General features: G+C 70.7%; 24 protein-coding genes and 1 pseudogene. 12 read left to right on the forward strand and 13 right to left on the reverse strand.

What is annotated here, in order from left to right:
- The first annotated feature begins 155 nt into the window (after positions 1-155).
- The 7 genes from ACZ5D2_RS09760 (at position 156) to ACZ5D2_RS09790 (ending at position 5,292) form a co-directional block, all read left to right on the forward strand.
- Positions 156-941 carry a class I SAM-dependent methyltransferase gene (locus ACZ5D2_RS09760; RefSeq protein WP_468928437.1) on the forward strand — a complete coding sequence of 262 codons (786 nt, stop codon included), beginning with the start codon at positions 156-158 and terminating at the stop codon, positions 939-941.
- Between the two features lie 429 nt (positions 942-1,370).
- A complete protein-coding gene (locus tag ACZ5D2_RS09765) occupies positions 1,371-2,060 on the forward strand; it encodes a hypothetical protein (protein ID WP_468928439.1) in 690 nt (229 codons plus the stop codon).
- A 40-nt stretch (positions 2,061-2,100) separates the two neighbouring features.
- Positions 2,101-2,484 (forward strand): metalloregulator ArsR/SmtB family transcription factor, encoded by a 384-nt coding sequence (locus tag ACZ5D2_RS09770; RefSeq protein ID WP_468928441.1) that lies wholly within the window; start codon positions 2,101-2,103, stop codon positions 2,482-2,484.
- The gene (locus ACZ5D2_RS09775; protein WP_371680915.1) at positions 2,481-3,260 is read left to right on the forward strand and encodes a DUF2071 domain-containing protein; all 780 of its coding nucleotides are present in this window, start codon (positions 2,481-2,483) and stop codon (positions 3,258-3,260) included. The genes ACZ5D2_RS09770 and ACZ5D2_RS09775 overlap by 4 nt, the downstream gene beginning before the upstream one ends.
- The gene (locus tag ACZ5D2_RS09780; protein WP_468928443.1) at positions 3,257-4,027 is read left to right on the forward strand and encodes a methyltransferase domain-containing protein; all 771 of its coding nucleotides are present in this window, start codon (positions 3,257-3,259) and stop codon (positions 4,025-4,027) included. Before ACZ5D2_RS09775 ends, ACZ5D2_RS09780 begins: the two co-directional genes overlap by 4 nt.
- On the forward strand, positions 4,024-4,449 hold the full coding sequence (locus ACZ5D2_RS09785) for a hypothetical protein (protein WP_371680917.1): 426 nt from the start codon (positions 4,024-4,026) through the stop codon (positions 4,447-4,449). The genes ACZ5D2_RS09780 and ACZ5D2_RS09785 overlap by 4 nt, the downstream gene beginning before the upstream one ends.
- A gap of 231 nt (positions 4,450-4,680) precedes the next feature.
- Complete coding sequence (locus ACZ5D2_RS09790) at positions 4,681-5,292, forward strand: SGNH/GDSL hydrolase family protein (RefSeq protein ID WP_371680918.1); 612 nt, start codon at positions 4,681-4,683, stop codon at positions 5,290-5,292.
- Between the two features lie 68 nt (positions 5,293-5,360).
- Here the strand turns inward: ACZ5D2_RS09790 and ACZ5D2_RS09795 are convergent, their stop codons facing one another.
- On the reverse strand, positions 5,361-5,801 hold the full coding sequence (locus tag ACZ5D2_RS09795; protein WP_371680919.1) for a VOC family protein: 441 nt from the start codon (positions 5,799-5,801) through the stop codon (positions 5,361-5,363).
- Positions 5,802-6,258: 457 nt separating this feature from the next.
- Here ACZ5D2_RS09795 and ACZ5D2_RS09800 point away from each other — a divergent pair, with 457 nt between their 5' ends.
- A complete protein-coding gene (locus ACZ5D2_RS09800; RefSeq protein WP_371680920.1) occupies positions 6,259-6,576 on the forward strand; it encodes an STAS domain-containing protein in 318 nt (105 codons plus the stop codon).
- Between the two features lie 17 nt (positions 6,577-6,593).
- Here the strand turns inward: ACZ5D2_RS09800 and ACZ5D2_RS09805 are convergent, their stop codons facing one another.
- The 11 genes from ACZ5D2_RS09805 to ACZ5D2_RS09855 all read right to left on the reverse strand — a co-directional run bounded on the left by ACZ5D2_RS09805 (position 6,594) and on the right by ACZ5D2_RS09855 (position 12,417).
- Complete coding sequence (locus tag ACZ5D2_RS09805; protein WP_371680921.1) at positions 6,594-7,049, reverse strand: ATP-binding protein; 456 nt, start codon at positions 7,047-7,049, stop codon at positions 6,594-6,596.
- 104 nt (positions 7,050-7,153) lie between these two features.
- Entirely contained in the window at positions 7,154-7,366 is a 213-nt protein-coding gene (locus ACZ5D2_RS09810) for a hypothetical protein (RefSeq protein ID WP_371680922.1), read from the reverse strand.
- A 441-nt stretch (positions 7,367-7,807) separates the two neighbouring features.
- Positions 7,808-8,251, reverse strand: a complete 444-nt coding sequence (locus ACZ5D2_RS09815; protein WP_468928446.1) for a hypothetical protein — start codon at positions 8,249-8,251, stop codon at positions 7,808-7,810.
- A gap of 302 nt (positions 8,252-8,553) precedes the next feature.
- Positions 8,554-8,988, reverse strand: coding sequence for a gas vesicle protein K (locus ACZ5D2_RS09820; protein WP_371680924.1), 435 nt, complete (start codon positions 8,986-8,988; stop codon positions 8,554-8,556).
- Positions 8,985-9,206 carry a gas vesicle protein gene (locus ACZ5D2_RS09825; RefSeq protein ID WP_371680925.1) on the reverse strand — a complete coding sequence of 74 codons (222 nt, stop codon included), beginning with the start codon at positions 9,204-9,206 and terminating at the stop codon, positions 8,985-8,987. Before ACZ5D2_RS09825 ends, ACZ5D2_RS09820 begins: the two co-directional genes overlap by 4 nt.
- Positions 9,203-10,033, reverse strand: coding sequence for a GvpL/GvpF family gas vesicle protein (locus tag ACZ5D2_RS09830; protein WP_468928449.1), 831 nt, complete (start codon positions 10,031-10,033; stop codon positions 9,203-9,205). Before ACZ5D2_RS09830 ends, ACZ5D2_RS09825 begins: the two co-directional genes overlap by 4 nt.
- Positions 10,030-10,434, reverse strand: a complete 405-nt coding sequence (locus ACZ5D2_RS09835) for a gas vesicle protein (RefSeq protein WP_468928450.1) — start codon at positions 10,432-10,434, stop codon at positions 10,030-10,032. Before ACZ5D2_RS09835 ends, ACZ5D2_RS09830 begins: the two co-directional genes overlap by 4 nt.
- Positions 10,435-10,468: 34 nt before the next feature.
- Positions 10,469-10,717: a gas vesicle protein GvpG gene (locus ACZ5D2_RS09840; RefSeq protein ID WP_371680928.1), complete on the reverse strand. Its 249-nt coding sequence runs from the start codon at positions 10,715-10,717 to the stop codon at positions 10,469-10,471.
- 73 nt (positions 10,718-10,790) lie between these two features.
- Positions 10,791-11,501: a GvpL/GvpF family gas vesicle protein gene (locus tag ACZ5D2_RS09845; protein ID WP_468928451.1), complete on the reverse strand. Its 711-nt coding sequence runs from the start codon at positions 11,499-11,501 to the stop codon at positions 10,791-10,793.
- Positions 11,502-11,504: 3 nt separating this feature from the next.
- Positions 11,505-11,999 carry a gas vesicle structural protein GvpA gene (locus ACZ5D2_RS09850; protein ID WP_468928452.1) on the reverse strand — a complete coding sequence of 165 codons (495 nt, stop codon included), beginning with the start codon at positions 11,997-11,999 and terminating at the stop codon, positions 11,505-11,507.
- Between the two features lie 37 nt (positions 12,000-12,036).
- Positions 12,037-12,417: a gas vesicle protein GvpO gene (locus tag ACZ5D2_RS09855; RefSeq protein WP_371680931.1), complete on the reverse strand. Its 381-nt coding sequence runs from the start codon at positions 12,415-12,417 to the stop codon at positions 12,037-12,039.
- A 242-nt stretch (positions 12,418-12,659) separates the two neighbouring features.
- Here ACZ5D2_RS09855 and ACZ5D2_RS09860 point away from each other — a divergent pair, with 242 nt between their 5' ends.
- Together ACZ5D2_RS09860 and ACZ5D2_RS09865 are read left to right on the forward strand one after the other, a co-directional pair.
- Positions 12,660-13,715, forward strand: coding sequence for a histone protein (locus ACZ5D2_RS09860; RefSeq protein WP_468928455.1), 1,056 nt, complete (start codon positions 12,660-12,662; stop codon positions 13,713-13,715).
- A 4-nt stretch (positions 13,716-13,719) separates the two neighbouring features.
- Positions 13,720-14,841 carry an SRPBCC family protein gene (locus tag ACZ5D2_RS09865; protein ID WP_371680933.1) on the forward strand — a complete coding sequence of 374 codons (1,122 nt, stop codon included), beginning with the start codon at positions 13,720-13,722 and terminating at the stop codon, positions 14,839-14,841.
- 133 nt (positions 14,842-14,974) lie between these two features.
- Here ACZ5D2_RS09865 and ACZ5D2_RS09870 read toward each other — a convergent pair whose 3' ends face one another.
- Positions 14,975-15,148, reverse strand: coding sequence for a CsbD family protein (locus ACZ5D2_RS09870; RefSeq protein WP_468928457.1), 174 nt, complete (start codon positions 15,146-15,148; stop codon positions 14,975-14,977).
- 816 nt (positions 15,149-15,964) lie between these two features.
- On the opposite strand from ACZ5D2_RS09870, the gene ACZ5D2_RS09875 reads away from it, so the two are divergent.
- Together ACZ5D2_RS09875 and ACZ5D2_RS09880 are read left to right on the forward strand one after the other, a co-directional pair.
- Positions 15,965-16,909 carry an LLM class F420-dependent oxidoreductase gene (locus tag ACZ5D2_RS09875; RefSeq protein WP_468928570.1) on the forward strand — a complete coding sequence of 315 codons (945 nt, stop codon included), beginning with the start codon at positions 15,965-15,967 and terminating at the stop codon, positions 16,907-16,909.
- A 143-nt stretch (positions 16,910-17,052) separates the two neighbouring features.
- Positions 17,053-18,861: pseudogene (locus tag ACZ5D2_RS09880) on the forward strand (thiamine pyrophosphate-requiring protein).

Below are 18,861 nucleotides of genomic sequence, written 5' to 3' on the forward strand. Positions count from 1 at the left end.
CGGAACTCCGCCGCCGTCCCGCCCCGCCGTTGAATACGCCCGAACGAACGAACCGATAGGAGAGTTACGGGGCTCCCCTCCGGTGCTTCACGCCCTCCGCGTCGTTGACGCAGCATCATCGCCAGGAGCGTACGTACCGAGGACGGGGCGGGCCGATGTGGGCGACCGGTGAGGCGTATGAGCCGTACGTCGGGCGATGGAGCCGCCTGGTCGCCGACCGGTTCGTCCGCTGGATGGGCGCGTCTCCGGGAGGGAGCTGGCGGGACATCGGGTGCGGCACGGGTGCGGTGACCCGCGTGGTGCTGGACGTCGCCGACCCGGTGTCGGTGGTCGGGGTGGACCCGTCGGAGGGCTACGTGGACTACGCCCGCAGGCACATCGCCGACCGGCGGGCGCGGTTCGTCCTGGCCGATGCGGTGGAGCTGCCGTTCGCGGACTCCACGGCGTCGGTCGCGGTGAGCGGGCTCGTACTCAACTTCGTCCCGGACCCGGCACGGGCGGCTGCCGAGATGGCCAGGGTCGTCGTCCCCGGGGGGCGGGTCGGGGTGTACGTGTGGGACTACGGTGAGGGCGGCATGGAGGCCATCCGCGCCTTCTGGGATGCCGCGGTCGCCCTGGACGGGCAGGCGCGGGCACTGGACGAGGCCGTCAGGTTCCCTTTGTGTGCCCGGGGCCCGCTGGTCGAACTGCTCGTCGGAGCAGGACTGGAGGACGTGGAGGTCGAGGAGATCCGGATCCCGACCGGGTTTGCGGACTTCGACGACTACTGGACGCCGTTCCTGGGAGGGCAGGGCCCGGCCCCCGCCTACCTGTCGGGCCTCTCTGAGGGTCGCCGCCTCCAACTCCGCGACCTGCTCCGCACGGCCCTCCCGCGGGCGGCGGACGGCTCGATCCCCCTCCACGCGCGGGCTTGGGCGGCACGGGGGCGCCGAGGCGGGTAGGGGAGCAGTGTTCCGGTGGGCCTGTCGAGGCTGTTGCTGAAGCGGAGGAGTTGCGGGACCAGTTCTCGGCGTTGCCGCCCGAGCGGCCGGTCTGCCATCCGGACCGTCCGCTGCGCTGCCACCGTCAGTGCGTCTACGGCCGGATCGTGTTCGACAAGCTCCTGCAGGTGCTGCGGTTCGGCGCTCGCGATGACGCGCGCCCGTCCGTCCGTAGCCGGGACCGGACACAGCATCGGGGCTCCCGCACCCTGTTCCCGGCAGCTCCGTTCCCTATCGGGCGGCCCGATGGCCACTCGGAACCGCCGGTTTCGGAATCTTCAATTCCGGGGACGGTGTCCCAGCATCGCCGTGATGGTCCGCGCGCCATGACGGCGCCCGACACGACAGCCGAGGGAGACCATGGGTTGGCAAGGCGCACGTCGGACGGCCATGTCGGCCGCTCTTGCCGGACTGGCCGCCCTCGGCCTGGCGGCTCCGCCCCCGGTCGCCGCCGCGCCCCGGACCGGAACCGCGCTGTCGTCCGGGAAGGTGGTCGCGGGGCAGGCCGACTCCCCGACGCCGCCTCCGCCCCGCCTTCCCCGCGACTTCCGCGGCAAGGGCAAGTGGATCGTCCGTGACCTGGACATCACGGTGCCGTTCACCTGGGAGGGGAGGGACGGCGACAGCCAGATGACCGCGGGGGGCCCGCAGTACCCGATCTGGTTCACCAACCTGATCTACCACGACACGCTCTACACGCTCACGTACAAGTGGCCGGGTCTGAACGAGCATCCCTGCTCACGCATCCCGGGCTTCAACCTGGAGGCGCTGAACAAGGGATTCGAGAACGCCAGGTTCGTCGGGCCGGAGACCCTGCGGCGCTCTCCCCGACGGCACGTGAACCACTGGAGGGTGGGCGTGGTCCTCCCGCAACTGCCTCCCGGGAACTACCCCCGCCTGCCGCTCGCGCTGGGCGACATCTACGTCGACGAGGGCGACCGCGGCACCTTCTGGCAGGTGCTGCAGTTCGGTGTCCAGAACCTCTACGACCCCGAGCTGGACGAGTGGCTGGTCATGGACACCTTCGAGCACCGGCCCGGCACCGTGACCCTTCCCCGGCGTTGCGAGCCGCCCCGCTGAGCCTATTTTTGTATTTAGCTAATGTGCTAAGTTCTGCTGCATGAGCACATCAAGCGAAGACGAGGCGGGCGCGTTCCGGGCTCTGGCCGATCCCACGAGGCGTCAGATCCTCGAAGACCTGCGCGGCGGTGAGCTCGCGGCCGGGGAGATCGCGAGCCGGTTCGCGATCAGCGCGCCCTCCATCTCCCGGCACCTCGGGGTGCTCAAGGGGGCGGGCCTGGTCACCGAACGGCGCGACGGCAACCGCATCCTCTACGCGCTGGCCGAGGAGCGCCTGGCCATGCACATCGGACGGTTCCTCAGCGCCGTCTGCCCCGAACAGGTGGTGCTGCGGCACACCAAGTGGCGCAAGGCCGAAGCGAACGAGCCCCCGGCCGCCCCGGCCACACCGTCCGTCGCGACCGACGAGGCGGCCGGTTCATGAGGCACCTGCTGCAACGCCACCCCCTGCCGATGCGGACGTCGTTCGCGCATTCCCTGGTGCTCACCTACGCGCTGCCGCCCGAGCTGCTCACCCCGCTGGTTCCTCCGGGACTCTCCCTCGACACCTACCGTGACGCGAACGGCACCGAGCACGGGTTCGTCGCCGCCGCGGTCGTCGACACCCGGGCCCTGCGCCCGTCGTTCCTTCCCGCCGGCCTCGGCCGGGACTTCATCCTCACCGGCTACCGGATCTTCACCAGGTTCTCCACCCCCGGCGGCCGCACCATGCGAGGCCTGCGCATCCTGCGCAGCGACACCGACCACCGGATGATGGTCCTCGGCGGAAACCTCTTCTCCCGCTACAACTACCGCCTCGCCCGCATCGGCACCCGCACGTCCGGCCGGACCCTGGAGTTCAAGGTGGTCAGCGCCGACGGCCGGGCCGACCTCCACGTCCGCGCCGACCTGGCGGACACCCCCGCCCCGCTCCCCGCGGGAAGCCCCTTCGCGAGCGCCAAGGACGCCCGCCGGTACGCGGGCCCGCTCCCGTACACCTTCGAGTACGAGCCGCAGACCGGCACGGTGATCGTGGTCAAGGCCACCCGTACGCACTGGGAACCGGTCCCGGTCGCGGTCGAGGTTCCCACCCTGACCTTCTTCGACCACGGACCGTTCGCCGGAACCGAGCCCGTCCTCGCGAACGCCTTCCACGTCGGCGACCTCGACTACGGCTGGGAGCGCGGCTACCGGCGGGCCCCGGACGGGGGCGTACTGTGAGCACCCCCACCGCCCCACCGCCCCCGCGCCCCTCCGGAGTACGCGAGGTGGTCGGGTACAACTGGCCCCTGTACGCGGGCGGGTTGTCCGCCGTCGCCGGCGGCCTCGCCCTCGCGCCGCACCTGCCGCGCGTCCCCGCCGCCCTCGCCCGCACGGGCGCGCTGGCCGCGGCCGCCCTGCTCACGGGCAGCACCGCCGCCTGCTGGTGGGTGTACGACCGCTCCGAGCTGTACTCCCTCGACTGGCTGACCGGCCTGCTGCCCGACGGCCCCGGCGACCACCTCGTCATATCGACGGGCCTCGACGAAACCAGCCACCCCCTGGCCCTGCGGTACCCCCGGGCCGCTCAGAGCGTCGTCGACCTCTACGACCCGGCGCTCACCACCGAAGGCTCCATCCGGCGCGCCCGCCGACGCGTGCCCCCGCGCCCCGGGACCCTGCCCGGCCGCCCGTCCCGACTGCCCGTCGTCTCCGGCTCCCAGGACACCGTGTTCGCGGTCTTCGCGGCCCACGAACTGCGCCTCGCACCCGACCGGGAGGCGCTGTTCGCGGAAATCACCCGCACCCTGCGCCCCGGAGGCACGCTCATCCTGGTGGAGCACCTGCGCGACCGGGTCAACACCGCCGCCTTCGGCCCGGGAGCCTGGCACTTCATGCCCCGCCGCGAATGGCTGCGGCTCGCTGACGGCGCGGGCCTGCGCTCCATCACCGAAACCCGGATCGCGAACCTCGTCACGGCCTTCGCCTTCAGCCGGAGCGCCGAGTGAACCACCTCTTCACCCTGGAGTCCCAACTCCGCCTCGTGGGCCTCGCCCTGACAGGCATGGGTGCCTTCCACATCGTCCTGCCCCGCCTGGTGGACTGGCCCACCGACCTCGCCGGCACCAGCCTGCTGACCCGCCAGGTGTCCTACGCACACCTCTTCTTCATCGGCCTGACCTGCGTCCTGCTCGGTCTGCTGCCGCTGTGCTACACCCCGGAGCTCCTGGCGGGCACCTCCCTCGGCACGGCCCTGCTGGCGGGCCAGACCCTGTTCTGGGGCGCCCGCTGGGCCTTCCAGTTCGTCTACTTCTCACCCGCCCTGTGGCGCGGAGACCGTTTCCGCACCTTCGGCCACATCGCACTCGCGGTCCTCTGGACCTGGGTGACGACCGTCTTCGCCTACGCCCTCCTCGCCGGCCCGGCCTGAGCGGCCGTCCGGTGCGTCGTGCCCGGGCCCGTCTCCCCGCCGCGCCTCTGGCGAACGGCGCTCTCGGCGGCGCTGCGGGCAGCTTCGAGCGGTGGGCGTCGCGCGGCGCCCGCTTCCTGCCGGGCCGGCCTTCGGAGGGGTGGGCCACAGGACGCGCGGGCGTTATGTTTCTGATCTTGAAAAGGGCCGTGGGCCGTCACGTCGGCCGCGAGCGCACCGAAGGAGAGCGACATGATCCGCCTGTCTGCAGAACCCATGACGTGGGTAACCACCGGGGACAGCATCACCCAGGCCGTACTGCACACCCACGGCGCACGTGGCTGGGTGGAACACCTGCAGGAACGGGTCAGATGGCAGATGGACCGGCTGACCGACATCGTCGTCAACACCGGTGTTTCCGGCTGGCGTGCCGTGGACGTGCTCGGCTCCTACGACCACCTGATCGGACGCTTCGCACCCGACGTCCTGTCCATATCGCTCGGCACCAACGACGCGCGCGCCGGCCTGGCCGGGCTGCCGGAGTTCCACGACGCCATGCATCGGCTCGTCGACCGTGCGGGCTCGCAGACCCAGATCGTCCTCCACACACCGGTGCTGGTCAGCATCGCCGGCCGCGAGGCCCGCGGCACCCTCCCGGCGTACGCCCAAGCCGTGCGGGACATCGCCAAGGAGGCCGACGTCCTGCTGGTCGACCACGAGACCCACTGGCGCTCGCACTTCGGCGACGCCGACCCCATAGCCTGGCTCGACGACCCGGCCCACCCCAATGCCGTCGGCCACCTTCAGATGGCCGAGCACACCCTCCGGGTTCTGGGACTGGGGCCCATGGAGCCCCGCACCTGAGCTCGGGACCGCGGGCGGTACGGGGAGGGGCGCCCGACAGCGAGGTTGCGCGGTTCGGTTCCTCCCCCTCAGCGCAGCTGCTCGGCCAGCCCGACGATGATGCCCTCCGGACCGCGGACGTAGCAGAGGAGGTAGCTGTCGTCGAACCTGGCGATCTCGCCGAGGAGTTCGGCGCCGTGAGGGCGCAGGCGGGCAACGGTGTCCTCGATGTCGTCGACGGCGAACATGACGCGGTGCGTGCCCAGAACGTTGTGCGGCCGGTTGCGCGGCCCGGTGCTGATCACCGCGGGGCTGTGGTATTTCGCCAGTTCGAGCCGGCTGTGACCGTCCGGGGTCCGGACCATCGCGATGTCACAGCGGACGCCGTCGAGCCCGGTGCACCGGTCGGCGAAGAGGCCCTCGACCTCCGCCCTGCCCTCCAGCTCCATACCGAGTTCCACGAAGAACGCGATGGCGGCGTCCAGGTCCTCGACGACGATGCCGACGTTGTCCATCCGCTGGATCGCCATGCCGTCTTCTCCTTCTTCCTCGTGCTGCCGCTGATGTACCCGGGACGGAGCCGGTGGCACGTTCTCGACATCCTCGGACCGCCGGACTCCGAAGTGTCCGGACCGCGCCCCAGCACCGCCACGGCAAACCGGGCTCTGGCTGTGTTCCGTGGCTGCGGTGTGGTTGCGGCTGGGTGGCACCCCTCGGGGGAGGAGGGGGTGCCACCCGACCACACCGCGGTGGGCGCCTGTCCCGAAGCGCTCACCGCCTTTGGCGCGTCTATCCGTGCCTGCCTGCTTCAAACGCTTTCCGCGCACGCTTTCCGTGGGGCCTGTGTGCGCCCGTACGGCTGTGCTGCGCTGGTGTGGAGGTGTCCCGGCGGTCCCTGTGCGGGTAGGTGTGGTGCTGCTGGGTGTGAGCAGGTTCTACGGTCAGGGCACCGGATATCGGCGCCGTGGACGGCTTGGGGAGATGACGATGGAGTCGCCGAAGGTGACGGTGCGGCCCGGTACGGACGGTGCGGCCGTGGTCGTGTGCACGGGCGAGTTCGACCTCGATACAGCGGGCCGCGTGGCGGAGGCCTGCAGGACGCGGGCCGCGGACGCGGAGCTGCTGCTCCTGGACGTGTCGGGGGTTGCGTTCGCGGACTCGTCGTTCCTGAACGAGCTGATCCGCCTGCGCAACGCCCGGCCGACGGCGTTGGTCGGACCGTTGCCGAAGCAGCTCCTGCGGCTGCTGGAGATGACGGGCGCGCTGACCCTTTTCGACATCCGCGACGGTACGGGGTCGGCCTGATCCGCCCCGGCCGCGAGTCAGCGGCTTCTCGCGACGGGCTGCGCGCCGGGGAAACCGAGTCTTTCTCCGGTGAAGGTTGCAGTGACGGTTTTGCCGCCGCCGCAGCCGTTACGGCTGTGGGCGCTGATGCGGACGGTGTCGGTGAGGTCCTGGACCAGCCGCCATCCGAATCCGCCCGGTCGTCCGGGTGCCGGGGTGCGGAGCTCCGGCACCCGGGACACGCGGTCGGACACTTCGACGGTAACGGTCCCGGTGCCGGGGCGGGCGGTGATGGCGAAGCCGGTGGCGCCACCGGCGTGACGTCTGGCATTGGTGACCAGCTCGGTCACCACGATGACGACGTCGTCCACCCCGGCGGCGGGCACGCCGAGGCGGGCGAGGAGGGTCCGGGTGGCGGTGCGGGCTCGTGCGGAGCTGACGCCGGCCCGTTCGCCGGCCGGCAGGAGACGAGACGTAAGGGTCCGTTCTTCCATACTTCGCACCTTCCCCGCCGTTTCATCCCGTATGCGCCGTCGGGGACTCGGCCGCCCGCTGACCGCGCCCTCCCGCCGGACTTCTCGGGGGTGGGCGTCGTCGGTCAGGTGTGCGTGCGGCGCGCGGCGGCCTCGTGCGCGATGCCGGTTGTGTCGCTGAACCAGTAGTCGCCTGCGGCGAGGTAGCCGGCGGATCGGCTGCCTGCGGTGTGGGTGCCGGACTGCCCTTCACCGCCGGGGCTGTTGGCGGGCATGGCGGGCATGGCGGGCATGGCGGAGCTGGTGATGTGGCGCTGGTACGGGCTGGGTACGGGCACGGAAGGCTCCCGGTGGGTGGGCCGGTGGGGTATGAGTTCATGGTGGACGCCAGATCCGGGCTGCGCCTGCCGGGGCCTGCGCCGTGGTGGGAGGTCACCCGTCTGGCCGCGCCTGGTGACGTAAATGGTGCGTTGTGTCACTGCGTGTGCAAGGGTGCGGGCGGGAGCCGACGGCGACGGCGGCGGATGTCCCACGTGTGCAGGACCCGGCCGGTGCCCAGCCCTGGCCGGGTCCTGTCGCGAGCCGGCCCGCAGGGCCCTTGGGCGGGTCGCGAGGAGCCCTTGTGCCGCGGCATGGCCAATGACCTGAAGGGAGCCGGGGTACGCGTCTGTGGCGGCCGTGCGACGGCTCCACGAGGTGGGGCCGGGTGTCGTGTCGGCGCGCACCACATCGGGATCCGGGAGTCTGCGCGCTGTCGGATCCGCCGGTTCGGCGGGGGCCTACTCCACGACCGTGACAGGGAGGCTGGAGTAGTCCGGTCCGGCCGGGTCGGTGCCGGTCGCGGCGGCGTCCTCCCGTTCCTGCCAGACGCGCACGTACGCCGACCGCGCCGCCCAGGTGCCGAGATCACCCGTATCGGCGCTGTACTGCTGCCATGCCGTCCCGCGCTCTTCGGGGTCGAGCCGGCGGGCGACCGGCCTGGAGGCCCAGACGGTGACGCGGGTGACCAAGCCGAGGCGCTGGTGGAGGGGGCTGTCGGACGGGGCGGGCTCGACCGGCGCCCGAAGGGACCCCAGGCGGCTGAGTCCGAGGTGCGCGAGCGAGTAGACGAACGCGCCCTCGCCCGCCTCCCACCTGTCCGGCGAGAGCGTGACAGCGGCGCCCCGGTAGTGGGCTGCCTCGTACAGCGTGGCCTTGACCGGCGCATCGGCGTTCCGTGCCATGTCGTCCTCCCGTGGCATCAGGGCAGACCGAGGCTCAGAGTCGCGAGCCGTGTCGAAGGCCATCTCCAGGAGTTCTGCGGGGTCCCTCGGGGGACGTCGCGCAAGGCGGTCCGCTCGCCGTCCATGCCTGCTCACCGTCCATGCTTGGTCACCGTCGGTTCCGACCGGATGGAAGCGGATTCAGAGTGCTGTGATCGTCCTCGTACGTACGGCGTCTGCCCCAGCCGGTGCGCCGCATGCCGGACGGACGGAAGCCGGGCGCCGCCCCGGCCGGCCGCCCGTGCGCTGGGCCCACACCCTGCTCAAGACCCTGTCCGCCCGGACTCCGGCGGCGGCAGGAGGGGCCCCAGAGGGCCGAGGTCGAGGTTGAGGTCGTCCAGCGTGTAGCCATGCTGCGCGCACAGATCGGTCATCCGGTCGTGGAGGGCCATGAGGGTGGCGCCGAGTTCCTCCTCCTGTTCATCGCTCAGGTCTCCGGCGTCGGCGCGGCGCAAGGCCTGGCGTTCGATCAGCTGGCGGACGAGTTCGACGAGGGTGAGGACGAGTTTGAGGAGGTCCTCCCCGACACTGTCCGGATCTGCGTGGATACGCCGCGCGGGCGCGGAGGGTCCGGTGACCGGACCCGGCGGCGGGGCCTGCAGGAGGCGGAAGGCCTGGGCCATGGTGTCGCCGGCCGAGCGCGGGCCGGAGCCGGGCACCGGGGCGGACGACGGACCGGGCCGGGGTGTGGCGCTCATGGGTGCTCACCTCCCGGGGGCGGGAGCGCGGCGCTGTCGCCGAGGCTGCTGACCGAGGTGATCAGGGCGCGCAGGGAGATGCGGACGAGGTCGATGTCGGCGATGGACAGGACGATGTCACCGGTGATGACTACGCCGCCGGCCAGCAGGCGGTCCAGGAGGTCGACGAGAGCCACCTGGCGGCCGGGTAGGGGTGTGTCCGCGGGAGTGAGGCTCATGTCGCCGCCCCGAGGTCTCCGCCGTCGGGCGGTCCGGGCGGGGGAGTGGCGAAGGAGTAGGGCGCCCAGGGGCCGGTGACGTCGACGCGTATGCCGGGCAGGTGAGCGGCCTCCTGTTCGATCGCAGCGCGGAAGTCGTCGGCCCGGTCGTCGGGGACGAGGTAGGCGTCGTTCAGGACGTTCTCGCCGTCCCGGTCACCGGCGAGCGGCCCGCTCTGCACGGGATGGCGGACGCGGGCCGAGGCGTAGCGGGCGGCGGTGTCGGTGAGGTGCTGCGCCGCGCCGGCGGCCTGCCGGTACTGGTCGTCCCTGGCGTGCTGCTGGGCCCTGCGGCTGCGCAGGTAGGCCTTGCCCGGGCTGGTCATGTCGGCCGGGGGAGGGTCGGGTCCGGTCGTCGCGGGGGCGATGTAGGCCTTGACGCCGAATTCGGTGTGGCCGGCCAGGAGGGCGAGCCGGTCGGCGAAGAGGTCGTGCTGTTCGTGCAGGGCCGTCAGGGCGCGGGCGGTGTCCTCGTAGAGGGTGGCCAGGCGCAGGGGCAGGACGGTGGTGCGGGCGGCCAGGGCTTCGACGACCTCGTGGTGGGCGCGGGCGGTGGCTTCCAGCCAGCCGAGGTCTTCGAAGCGGGCTTTGAGGGCTTGCCCGTTCCAGTCTGCGGCGGGTACCCGGCTGACGGCGAAGACGGGGGAGCCCGGGCCGACGCCGGACGTGGGGAGGAGGGTGAGGGAGGTACCGGCGACGCCATGGAGGCGGCCGACGACCTCGTCGAGGCCGGGGGAGCGGGCCGCGACGGCGTAGACGTAGGTGAGGGCGGGCTCGGAGGTGTTCACCGGGTGGGCCTCCTTCGGGCGGCGGGCGGGGGCTCGCGGGCTGCGTCACTGCCTTCGCCGGAGGAGTGTTCGCGGCGCAGGGTTTCGATTTCCGCGCGCAGGCGCCGGTTCTCCTCGGCCAGGGCGCCGCCGCTGTGGCGGGAGGACAGGGCGGGGTCGTGCTCCCACCAGTCGATGCCCATCTCCTTGGCCTTGTCGACGGACGCGATGAGGATGCGCAGTTTGATGGTCAACAGCTCGATGTCGAGGAGGTTGATGCGGATGTCGCCGGCGATGACGATGCCCTTGTCGAGGACGCGTTCGAGGATGTCGGCGAGGCTGGCGGACGAGGACGCCGGGTAGCCCATCGGAGTCGCCCGAGAGGGCAGGGAGCCGAGCCGGTTGTCGAGGGGGTCGCTCACGGCCGTCCGTCCTTCCTGGTCGGGGCCGGCCTGCTCATGGCAGGTTCTGCCGGTACCTGGCTATCTCGTCGAGGCGGTCGAGGAGCGCGTCTTCGAGGGCGTCGAAGGTCTCCTGGTCGATCTCGCCGCTGACGAGGCGTTGCTCGATGTCGGCGAGGGCCGCGTAGACGGGGGCGGGGTCGTAGTACTGCTCGTCGGCACGGTCGGCGACGCGCTGTGCCACCCACAGGACGGCGCGTACCGGGGCGAGAGGTGCGGTCAGCAGCTGGGTGAACAGCCCCATGGCTCCTCCAGGTGCTGCTCGGGCCGGTCGCGCGGGGGCGGCGCGTGCGGGACGGCGGGGTTCGGATCGGCCGCTACACGAAGCTGTAGGGGGGCAGCGGCCCGGTGAACCGGAAGGTGACGTGGTCGACCTGCCGGGCGAGGCCGCCCTCCGCGTTGATGAAGGCGCCCTTCTCGTCGTCGGGCACCAGCAGGGACACATTCAGGAGGTCGCCGTCGGCCGGTGCGCGGACGGCGTGCTGGCGGGCGTAGGGCAGCAGTGCCTGGACGAGTCCCGCGGCGAGGGATTCCTGGCGGTCGCGGACCTCGGCGGCGACGACTTCCCCGAGTTGCAGCGGCAGACGGGGGTCGGTGTCGCCGGCCCGGATCCGTTCGTTGAGGAGGCGGGCGTGCTCGGACTCGCCGAGGATCTCACGCAGGAGCGCCTCCTCGTCCTGGCTCGCCTTGACGTGGTATTCGGCGCAGCCCTCAAGCCTTTCGAGCGAGTCGAGGTAGGCGGCCTCGCGCTCACGGAGGACCTCGCCGACGGCCTGGTCGTCCGCGGCGGTGTATCCGAACTGCAGGGGCAGGACGGTGCCGTCAGCCATGAGGCTCTCCTGGACGTCCTGGTGGGCGGTCAGGTCGCGGCGTTTGGCGCGGATTTCCTGTTCGACGTCGCTGACGACCGCGCACAGCCGGTCCGTTCGCACCAGCCGCAACGGGGACGGTTCGGCTCCCACTCCTGTGAGGTGGTCGAGGCGGGCGGGGTGGCCGGCGGCGATCACGGAGTACACGTAGATGGTCATGGTCTACTCCCTCTCGCGGCGGGCGCGGCGGGCGGCGGGCCTGCGGCGGCGGGGCACGGCCTCTTCTTCGGGTTCTTCCTCCGGTTCTTTCTCTGGCTCCTCCTCGGGTTCCTCTTCGGAGGCGTTCTTGCCGGTCAGGGATTCGGTGACGGCCTCCACGGCGCCGCTGAGGGCGCCCTTGGACTTGCCCTTGGCGCCGGATTCGACGGTGTCGCCGACGATGTCGGTGAGCTGAGCAGGGGCCTTGCGGCCGGATTCGAGGTCGAGGCGGTTGCAGGCTTCGGCGAACCGCAGGTAGGTGTCGACGCTCGCGACCACGATCCGGGCGTCGATCTTGAGGATTTCGATGCCGACCAGGGAGACCCGGACGAACACGTCGATGACCAGACCGCGGTCGAGGATCAGCTCAAGGACGTCGTAGAGGCTGGTGCCGGTGGCACCTCCGCCCGAGGCTGTGGTTCTGCTGAGGTTGCTTGCGCCCTGCGGCACCATGGTCATGGCGCTGTCCCTTCCCGGGCGGCCCGCCTGGCAACTCTCAGGCCGGCCGGTCGATCATGCCCCGGCTGTAGCGCCGGGTCCGTTCGTAGGAGACGAGTTCTCCTGTCTTGTCGATGGCCACCCTGTAGCTGGCCAGAATGCTGGTGGTGTCGGGAACGCGTTCGAGTTCGAGGACCTCGACCTGGGCTTCCCACCCGTCCTCGGTGGGCTTGAGGGAGGAAACCGACTCGGGCGGGCGGCCCAGGAGCTGAGCGAGCTGCTCAGCCGCGGCTCGCATGGCCGCCGCCGCTCCGCCCACGCCCCGAGAAGGAGACGACGAGGTGCGCGACGCGGCCTTACGGACGGGCCGCGCGGGCGGTTCCCGGTCGCTCTCGTCGTTGTCGGGGCGCCGACGGCGGCCCGGCTCTGCTGGTGCCATGGCCCCACTCCCCTTCACGGGCGGTCCGTAGGGCCTGCCCGCTCCCATGGGGGTGTACCCACAAACTCGTGCATGTCTTTTATTTCTACGGTATTCGAGGCATAACGGGCGCAGAGATGAGCAGGCGCTCCGGTGACCCGTGCGAGCGGTGTGTCCCGTCGCCCCGGCGTGCGTTCACAGCAGTCGTGGCGAACGACCACAGGCGGTGACGGCCGTGCGCACCACGGTGAAGGGAAAGGCTCATGGATGACACCACCAAGATCGCCTTGGCGGCCGCCGTCGCCGGCGGCTACATACTCGGGCGGGCCAAGAAGGGACGCCTGGCCTTCAGCCTCGCCACCTATGCCGCGGGGCGCCGCTTCGGCCTCGACCCCAAGGAACTCGCCACCCAGGGTCTGAAGAAGCTGAGCGAGATGCCGCAGTTCGCGGAGATCGGCGACCAGGTCAAAGGCGAGGCCCTTGACGCGGGCCGCAAGGCGTTGACCGCCACGGCCAACCGCCAGCTGACCCGGCTCGCCGAGACCCTCCATGAACGCACCCTCGAACTCGGCCGCAGCGGAAAGGACGACGAGGACTACGAGGGCGACGAGGACGAGGAGGCGCAGGAGCGCTACGACGACGAGGACTACCCGGCAGAAGAGGACGAGGAAGAGTACGAGGAAGAGGGCGAAGAACCGGCGGAAGAGGAGTTCGAAGACGAGGGGGAGGAAGCGGCGGAGGAAGAGGAGGAGGAACCAGCGGAGGAAGAATACGAGGAAGACGAAGAAGAGCCCGAACCTGAGCCTGAGCCCGAGCCCCGCCGACGCACCTCCCACCGCCGCTCGACGTCCGAGCGTACGCACGCACCCTCCCGCAGCACACCAGTCCGCAAGCCCTCCGGCGGGCGGGCTCCCGCCAAGAAGACCGCACCGGGCAGGAAGGCCGCACCCGCCAAGAAGGCCGCGCCGGCCAGGAAGCGCGCCGAACCCGACAGGACCGCACCGGCGAAGAAGGCCGCGGCACGCAAGACCGCCGCCCGCCCCGAAACGCCCCGGGCACCGGCGAAGAAGACGGCGTCGCGGCCACGGTCAGGCGCGGCTCCTGCGGCAGCGCGCAAGAGCGCCACGAAGAAGACGGCGGCGAAGAAGGCGCCCCCGGCCAAGAAGACGGCCGCGAGGAAGACAGCTGCGAAGAAGACGGCCCCGGCGAAGAAGACCGCGGCGCCGAAGAAGACCTCCGCACGCCCGCCGGCCCGCAAGACCGCCGCGAAGAAGACCGCGGCGAAGTCCACCGGCCGCAAGCCCTCCGCGAGGAGGTGACACCATGGCCACCACACAGCGCGGTGACACAACCTCCTCTTCAGGCCTGGACCGGCTGATGGAGGAACTCGGCGGCTACGTCTCGGCTCAGGCGGAACACCTCGCGGACAAGGCGGTCGACAAGGTCGGCGACGTGACCGACACCCTCCTCGACGTCGCGGAAAGCGGCGGCACGCTCCCGGACATAGGCGCCCGCATCCTCAAGGGCGACTCCCCCGTGAAAGCGGCCCTCGGCGGTGTCAAGGACAAGCTCAAGGACGTCGGAAGCAACCTCCTGGGTGGGGGCAAGGGCAAGGGGCGCAAGAGCGGCTCCAAGTCGATGAACATCATCGAGAGCATCGACGTCGGCGTCCCGCTGCGCACCGCCTACGACCACTGGACCCAGTACGAGGACTTCAGCAGCTTCACCAAGGGCGTCCGCAGCGTCTCCCAGGGCGACGACACTAGCTCCGACTGGAAGGTGAAGGTGGGTCCTTCGACCCGGAGTTGGAAGGCCACCGTCCAAGAGCAGATCCCCGACGAGCGGATCGTGTGGACTTCCGAAGGCGCCAAGGGGACCACACGCGGCTGCGTGAGTTTCCACGAGCTGGCGCCCGCCCTGACGCGGATCGTCCTGGTAGTCGAGTACTACCCCGCCGGGCTCTTCGAGAAGACCGGCAACATCTGGCGGGCCCAGGGTCGGCGCATGCGGCTGGACCTGAAGAACTTCAGCCGTTACGTCACCCTTGGCAACGACGAGGCAGAGGGATGGCGCGGAGAGATCCAGGACGGCGAGGTCGTCGTCACGCACGAGGAGGCCCTCGAAGCGGAAGAGGCAGAGGAAGAGGACTCCGCGGCCGAGGAGCCGGGCGAGGAGATGGAGGAAGGAGCCGAGGAGGGAGGTCAGGATCAGGACGAAGAGGACTATCCCGAGGACGAGGACGAGGAGTATCCCGAGGGCGAGGAGGAGGACGAGGACGAGGCGTACGGCGAGGAGGAAGCGGCCTACGAGGACGCGGACCAGGAGCAGGATGAGGACGCGGAGGACGAGGAGGAAGCGGCCTACGAGGACGCGGACCAGGAGCAGGATGAGGACGCGGAGGACGAGGAGGAAGAGGAGCCCCGCCGGACACGCCGCCGGCGGTGATGCGCAGAGGGCTGTGGCCGTCTCGGACGAGGCGCGGCCACAGCCCCCGCCACAGCCCCTGCATCTCCCCGGTGGGCCTGGGCGCGGGAAAGGCCGGCGGCAACACGCCGCCGGCCTTTCCCGTCACGCCCGGTCAGTGCTTGAGCGTGTCCTTGGCCTTCTGGACGGTCTGCTTGGCATCTCCCGCGGCCTGCTCGGCCCGGCCCTTCATCTCAAGGCTCTCGTTGCCCACCGCTTTGCCGGTGACCTCCTTCGTCTTCCCCTTGAGCGTCTTGCCGACGTTCTTGGCCTTCTTCCCAGCGGCCATTACCGCCACCTCCATACCGGAACCGGGAATATACCCAATATCCTGACCAAATTCGTCTACCCACAAAAAAGGGCTTGAAAGATCTGGCGGCCATCGGAACACTCAGCGTCGTACGCCAAACGACAGCGGCTCTTGTCGTCCCGCCGGTACTACCGCTCCACATCTGCCGGCGGCCACATCAGGCAGCGCGTCTGCACACGCCCCCGATGCGTCCGGAACGCCTTGGACGGCCGGAGCCCTCCCTTTCCGCAGAAACAGGGAAAGAAGTATGCGGCCATTCGACGGCCGCACGATTGAGGAGGTCCGAACCCGAGGCGTCCTCCCCGAGAAGGACGCAGCGGCGCGGGTATCATCAACGGCTACTTGGGCCCTACCCGCGAAACGACACAACAGTCTTCGAGGATGCTACGGAGCCGGGCAGGCGCACGCAGCGACGGACGGGCCGTCTTCGGACTTCATCCCGTACCTCGTGCGCACACCGCCCACCCGGACGAGCGGCGGTTCGCCGAGAAGACCGCCCACCGCCAGCTGAAGGGTGTCTTCCGGCTTCTGCCGCGAAGCCCGGTGCGTCTGGGCCGAGTCGCCTCCTGCGTTGGTGTGTGCGTGAGTGCGGCGGCGTCCGGCGTCGCCGCCACTGGACGGCCCGGCCCGTCGTACGGGATTGAAGCACGGCGGGCCGGGCAGGCGCCGACGTAGCCGGCTTCCCCGGGGCGGCACAGACCGCCCCGGAGGAGAAGCGGACCGCATACCAGGGGATTCTCCCCGCACGTGCGACAGGAAGGAAGCGCGTTCATGCCGGTACGCATCGGATACACGATGATGACCGAGCAGGCCGGACCGCTCGAACTGGTCTCCCACGTGGTGGGAGCGGAGCAGGCGGGTTTCGACTTCTCCGTCATTTCCGACCACTCGTTCCCCTGGCTGGAGTCGCAGGGCCACGCCCCCTACGCATGGAGCGTGCTCGGGGCGGCCGCCCAGGCCACCACCCGGATCCCGCTCATGACGTACGTGACCTGCCCGACGTTCCGCTACCACCCCGCGGTCGTCGCGCAGAAGGCCGCGACCGTGCAGATCCTGTCCCGGGGCCGCTTCCGGCTGGGACTGGGCTCCGGGGAGAACCTCAACGAGCACATCGTCGGCGCCGGATGGCCCGCCGCGCACGTGCGCCTGGAGATGCTGGAGGAAGCCGTCGGCATCATCCGGAAGATGTTCGGCGGCGTGTGCGTGAGCTGCCACGGCGCCCACTACGACGTCGAGAACGCCAAGCTCTGGGACCTCCCCGAGGAACTGCCCCCGATCGGCATCGCCGTCTCCGGGCCCCGCTCGTGCGCACTCGCCGGCCGGCTCGGAGACCTGTTGATCGCGACGGAACCGAAGGCGGAACTCCTGCGGCAGTTCGACGCCCATGGTGGCGCGGGCAAACCCCGTATCGGACAGTTGCCCGTCTGCTACGACCCCGACCGCGCCGCAGCGGTGGCGCGCGCCCACGACCAGTTCCGCTGGGCGCTGGGCGGCTGGCGGGTCAATGGCGAGCTCCCCGGCCCCGCGGGCTTCGAGCAGGCTTCGCGGCACACCCGGCCCGAAGACGTGGCCGAGTCCATTCCGTGCGGTGACGACGTGGACGAGTTCGTCGCGGCGGTACGTCCTTACGTCGAGGCGGGATTCACCGAGGTCGCCCTCGTCCAGATCGGCGGCGACCGGCAGGTGGCCTTCCTGGAATGGGCCGAGGCGAAGCTCCTGCCCGCGCTCCGGAACCTGTGAGCAAGCCGAAGCTCCGTCACGGACTCCGCGGAAGGTCCATCGTGGACCGGGTCTCGGGTGTCCCCGGGCAGCGAGAGCTGCCGGAACCGTGCCCCGAACCGCTCCGCGCCCGCCGGCCGGCACCAGCGATCAGGAGGACAGAGATGAAGGTTGCGGACTACCTGTTGCAGCGGCTGCGGGAGTGGGAGGTCGAGTTCGTCTTCGCCTACCCCGGCGACGGCATCAACGGCCTGCTCGCCGCCTGGGGCCGCGCCGAGGACCAGCCCCGCTTCATCCAGGCCCGGCACGAGGAGATGGCCGCCTTCCCGGCACGAGGAGATGGCCGCCTTCCAGGCCGTCGGGTACGCCAAGTTCTCCGGACGCACCGGGGTCTGCGCTGCCACCTCCGGGCCCGGAGCGATTCACCTGCTCAACGGCCTGTACGACGCCAAGCTCGACCACGTGCCGGTGGTGGCGATCGTGGGGCAGACCGACCGCACCGCGATGGGCGGCTCCTACCAGCAGGAAGTGGACCTCCTTTCGCTCTACAAGGACGTCGCCCCGAGTTCTGCGAGATGGTCACCGTCCCCGGACAACTGCCCAACGTGCTCGACCGGGCGATGCGCATCGCCGCCACGCGCCGCACGGTTACCGCGCTGATCGTCCCGGCGGACGTGCAGGAGCTCGACTACGAGCCGCCTGCCCACGCCTTCAAGCACGTCCCCTCCAGCCTCGGCGTCCCCCACTACGCACCCGTCCCCACGGGCGAGGACCTCGCCCGGGCCGCAGAGATCATCAACGCCGGCGAGAGGGTCGCCGTACTGATCGGCCAGGGTGCCCGCCACGCCCGCGCCGAGGTCGAGCAGGTCGCGGATCTGCTCGGTGCCGGCGTCGCCAAGGCCCTGATGGGCAAGGACGCGCTCCCGGACACCCTGCCCTATGTCACCGGCTCGATCGGGCTGCTCGGCACCCGGCCCTCCTACGAGATGATGCGCGACTGCGACACCCTTCTCGTCGTCGGCTCCAGCTTCCCCTACAGCAACTTCCTGCCCGACTTCGACCAAGCCCGCGCGGTGCAGATCGACCTCGACCCGTCCATGATCGGGCTGCGCTACCCGTTCGAAGCGAACCTCGTCGGCGACGCCGCCCAGACACTGCGCAGCCTGCTTCCGCTGCTGGAACGCAAGGCCCACGGCGCGTGGCGCAAGACGATCGAAGACAACACCGCCCGGTGGTGGGACGTCATGACGCGCCGCGCCGAGGTCTCCGCGGAGCCGGTCAACCCGGAGTACGTCGTCCACGCACTCGACGCCCTGTTGCCCGAGGACGTCATGCTGGCCGCGGACTCCGGCTCGGCGGCGAACTGGTACGCCCGCCACCTGCGGATGCGCGGCACCATGCGCGGCTCGCTCTCGGGCACCCTGGCCACGATGGGCCCCGGCGTGCCGTACGCCATCGGCGCCAAGTTCGCCCACCCCGACCGCCCGGCCATCGCCATCGTCGGCGACGGCGCCATGCAGATGAACGGCCTCGCGGAGCTGATCACCGCCGCGAAGTACTACCGCGAATGGACCGACCCCCGCCTGGTCGTCGCCGTCTTGAACAATCACGACCTGAACCAGGTCACCTGGGAGATGCGCGCCATGCAAGGCGCACCGCAGTTCGAACCCTCCCAGCACCTGCCCGACGTGCGCTATGCCGACATCGCCCGGTCCTTCGGCCTGGACGGCGTTCGGGTCGAGCGGCCCGAGGACGTCGGCCCCGCCTGGACCCGGGCGCTGGCAGCGCAGCGTCCGTTCGTCCTCGACTTCCGTACCGATCCCGCGGTGCCACCGATCCCGCCGCACGCCACCTGGGACCAGATCAAGGCCGCCGCCTCCGCCGTCCTGCGTGGCGACAGCGACCGCGGCAACTTCATCCGCCAAGGAGCAAAGGCCAAGGTCCAGGAGTTCCTGCCCGGCGACGGGAACTGA

This window comes from Streptomyces sp. NPDC031479, from assembly GCF_055581065.1.

Bases quoted from the DNA above. Each gene is read 5' to 3' on its own strand.
- ACZ5D2_RS09760 (WP_468928437.1), top strand. From the start codon at position 156: ATGTGGGCGACCGGTGAGGCGTATGAGCCGTACGTCGGGCGATGGAGC.
- ACZ5D2_RS09765 (WP_468928439.1), top strand. From the start codon at position 1,371: ATGTCGGCCGCTCTTGCCGGACTGGCCGCCCTCGGCCTGGCGGCTCCG.
- ACZ5D2_RS09770 (WP_468928441.1), top strand. From the start codon at position 2,101: ATGAGCACATCAAGCGAAGACGAGGCGGGCGCGTTCCGGGCTCTGGCC.
- ACZ5D2_RS09775 (WP_371680915.1), top strand. From the start codon at position 2,481: ATGAGGCACCTGCTGCAACGCCACCCCCTGCCGATGCGGACGTCGTTC.
- ACZ5D2_RS09790 (WP_371680918.1), top strand. From the start codon at position 4,681: ATGATCCGCCTGTCTGCAGAACCCATGACGTGGGTAACCACCGGGGAC.
- ACZ5D2_RS09795 (WP_371680919.1), bottom strand. From the start codon at position 5,801: ATGGCGATCCAGCGGATGGACAACGTCGGCATCGTCGTCGAGGACCTG.
- ACZ5D2_RS09800 (WP_371680920.1), top strand. From the start codon at position 6,259: ATGGAGTCGCCGAAGGTGACGGTGCGGCCCGGTACGGACGGTGCGGCC.
- ACZ5D2_RS09805 (WP_371680921.1), bottom strand. From the start codon at position 7,049: ATGGAAGAACGGACCCTTACGTCTCGTCTCCTGCCGGCCGGCGAACGG.
- ACZ5D2_RS09815 (WP_468928446.1), bottom strand. From the start codon at position 8,251: ATGGCACGGAACGCCGATGCGCCGGTCAAGGCCACGCTGTACGAGGCA.
- ACZ5D2_RS09820 (WP_371680924.1), bottom strand. From the start codon at position 8,988: ATGAGCGCCACACCCCGGCCCGGTCCGTCGTCCGCCCCGGTGCCCGGC.
- ACZ5D2_RS09825 (WP_371680925.1), bottom strand. From the start codon at position 9,206: ATGAGCCTCACTCCCGCGGACACACCCCTACCCGGCCGCCAGGTGGCT.
- ACZ5D2_RS09840 (WP_371680928.1), bottom strand. From the start codon at position 10,717: ATGGGGCTGTTCACCCAGCTGCTGACCGCACCTCTCGCCCCGGTACGC.
- ACZ5D2_RS09845 (WP_468928451.1), bottom strand. From the start codon at position 11,501: ATGACCATCTACGTGTACTCCGTGATCGCCGCCGGCCACCCCGCCCGC.
- ACZ5D2_RS09850 (WP_468928452.1), bottom strand. From the start codon at position 11,999: ATGACCATGGTGCCGCAGGGCGCAAGCAACCTCAGCAGAACCACAGCC.
- ACZ5D2_RS09855 (WP_371680931.1), bottom strand. From the start codon at position 12,417: ATGGCACCAGCAGAGCCGGGCCGCCGTCGGCGCCCCGACAACGACGAG.
- ACZ5D2_RS09860 (WP_468928455.1), top strand. From the start codon at position 12,660: ATGGATGACACCACCAAGATCGCCTTGGCGGCCGCCGTCGCCGGCGGC.
- ACZ5D2_RS09865 (WP_371680933.1), top strand. From the start codon at position 13,720: ATGGCCACCACACAGCGCGGTGACACAACCTCCTCTTCAGGCCTGGAC.
- ACZ5D2_RS09870 (WP_468928457.1), bottom strand. From the start codon at position 15,148: ATGGCCGCTGGGAAGAAGGCCAAGAACGTCGGCAAGACGCTCAAGGGG.
- ACZ5D2_RS09875 (WP_468928570.1), top strand. From the start codon at position 15,965: ATGATGACCGAGCAGGCCGGACCGCTCGAACTGGTCTCCCACGTGGTG.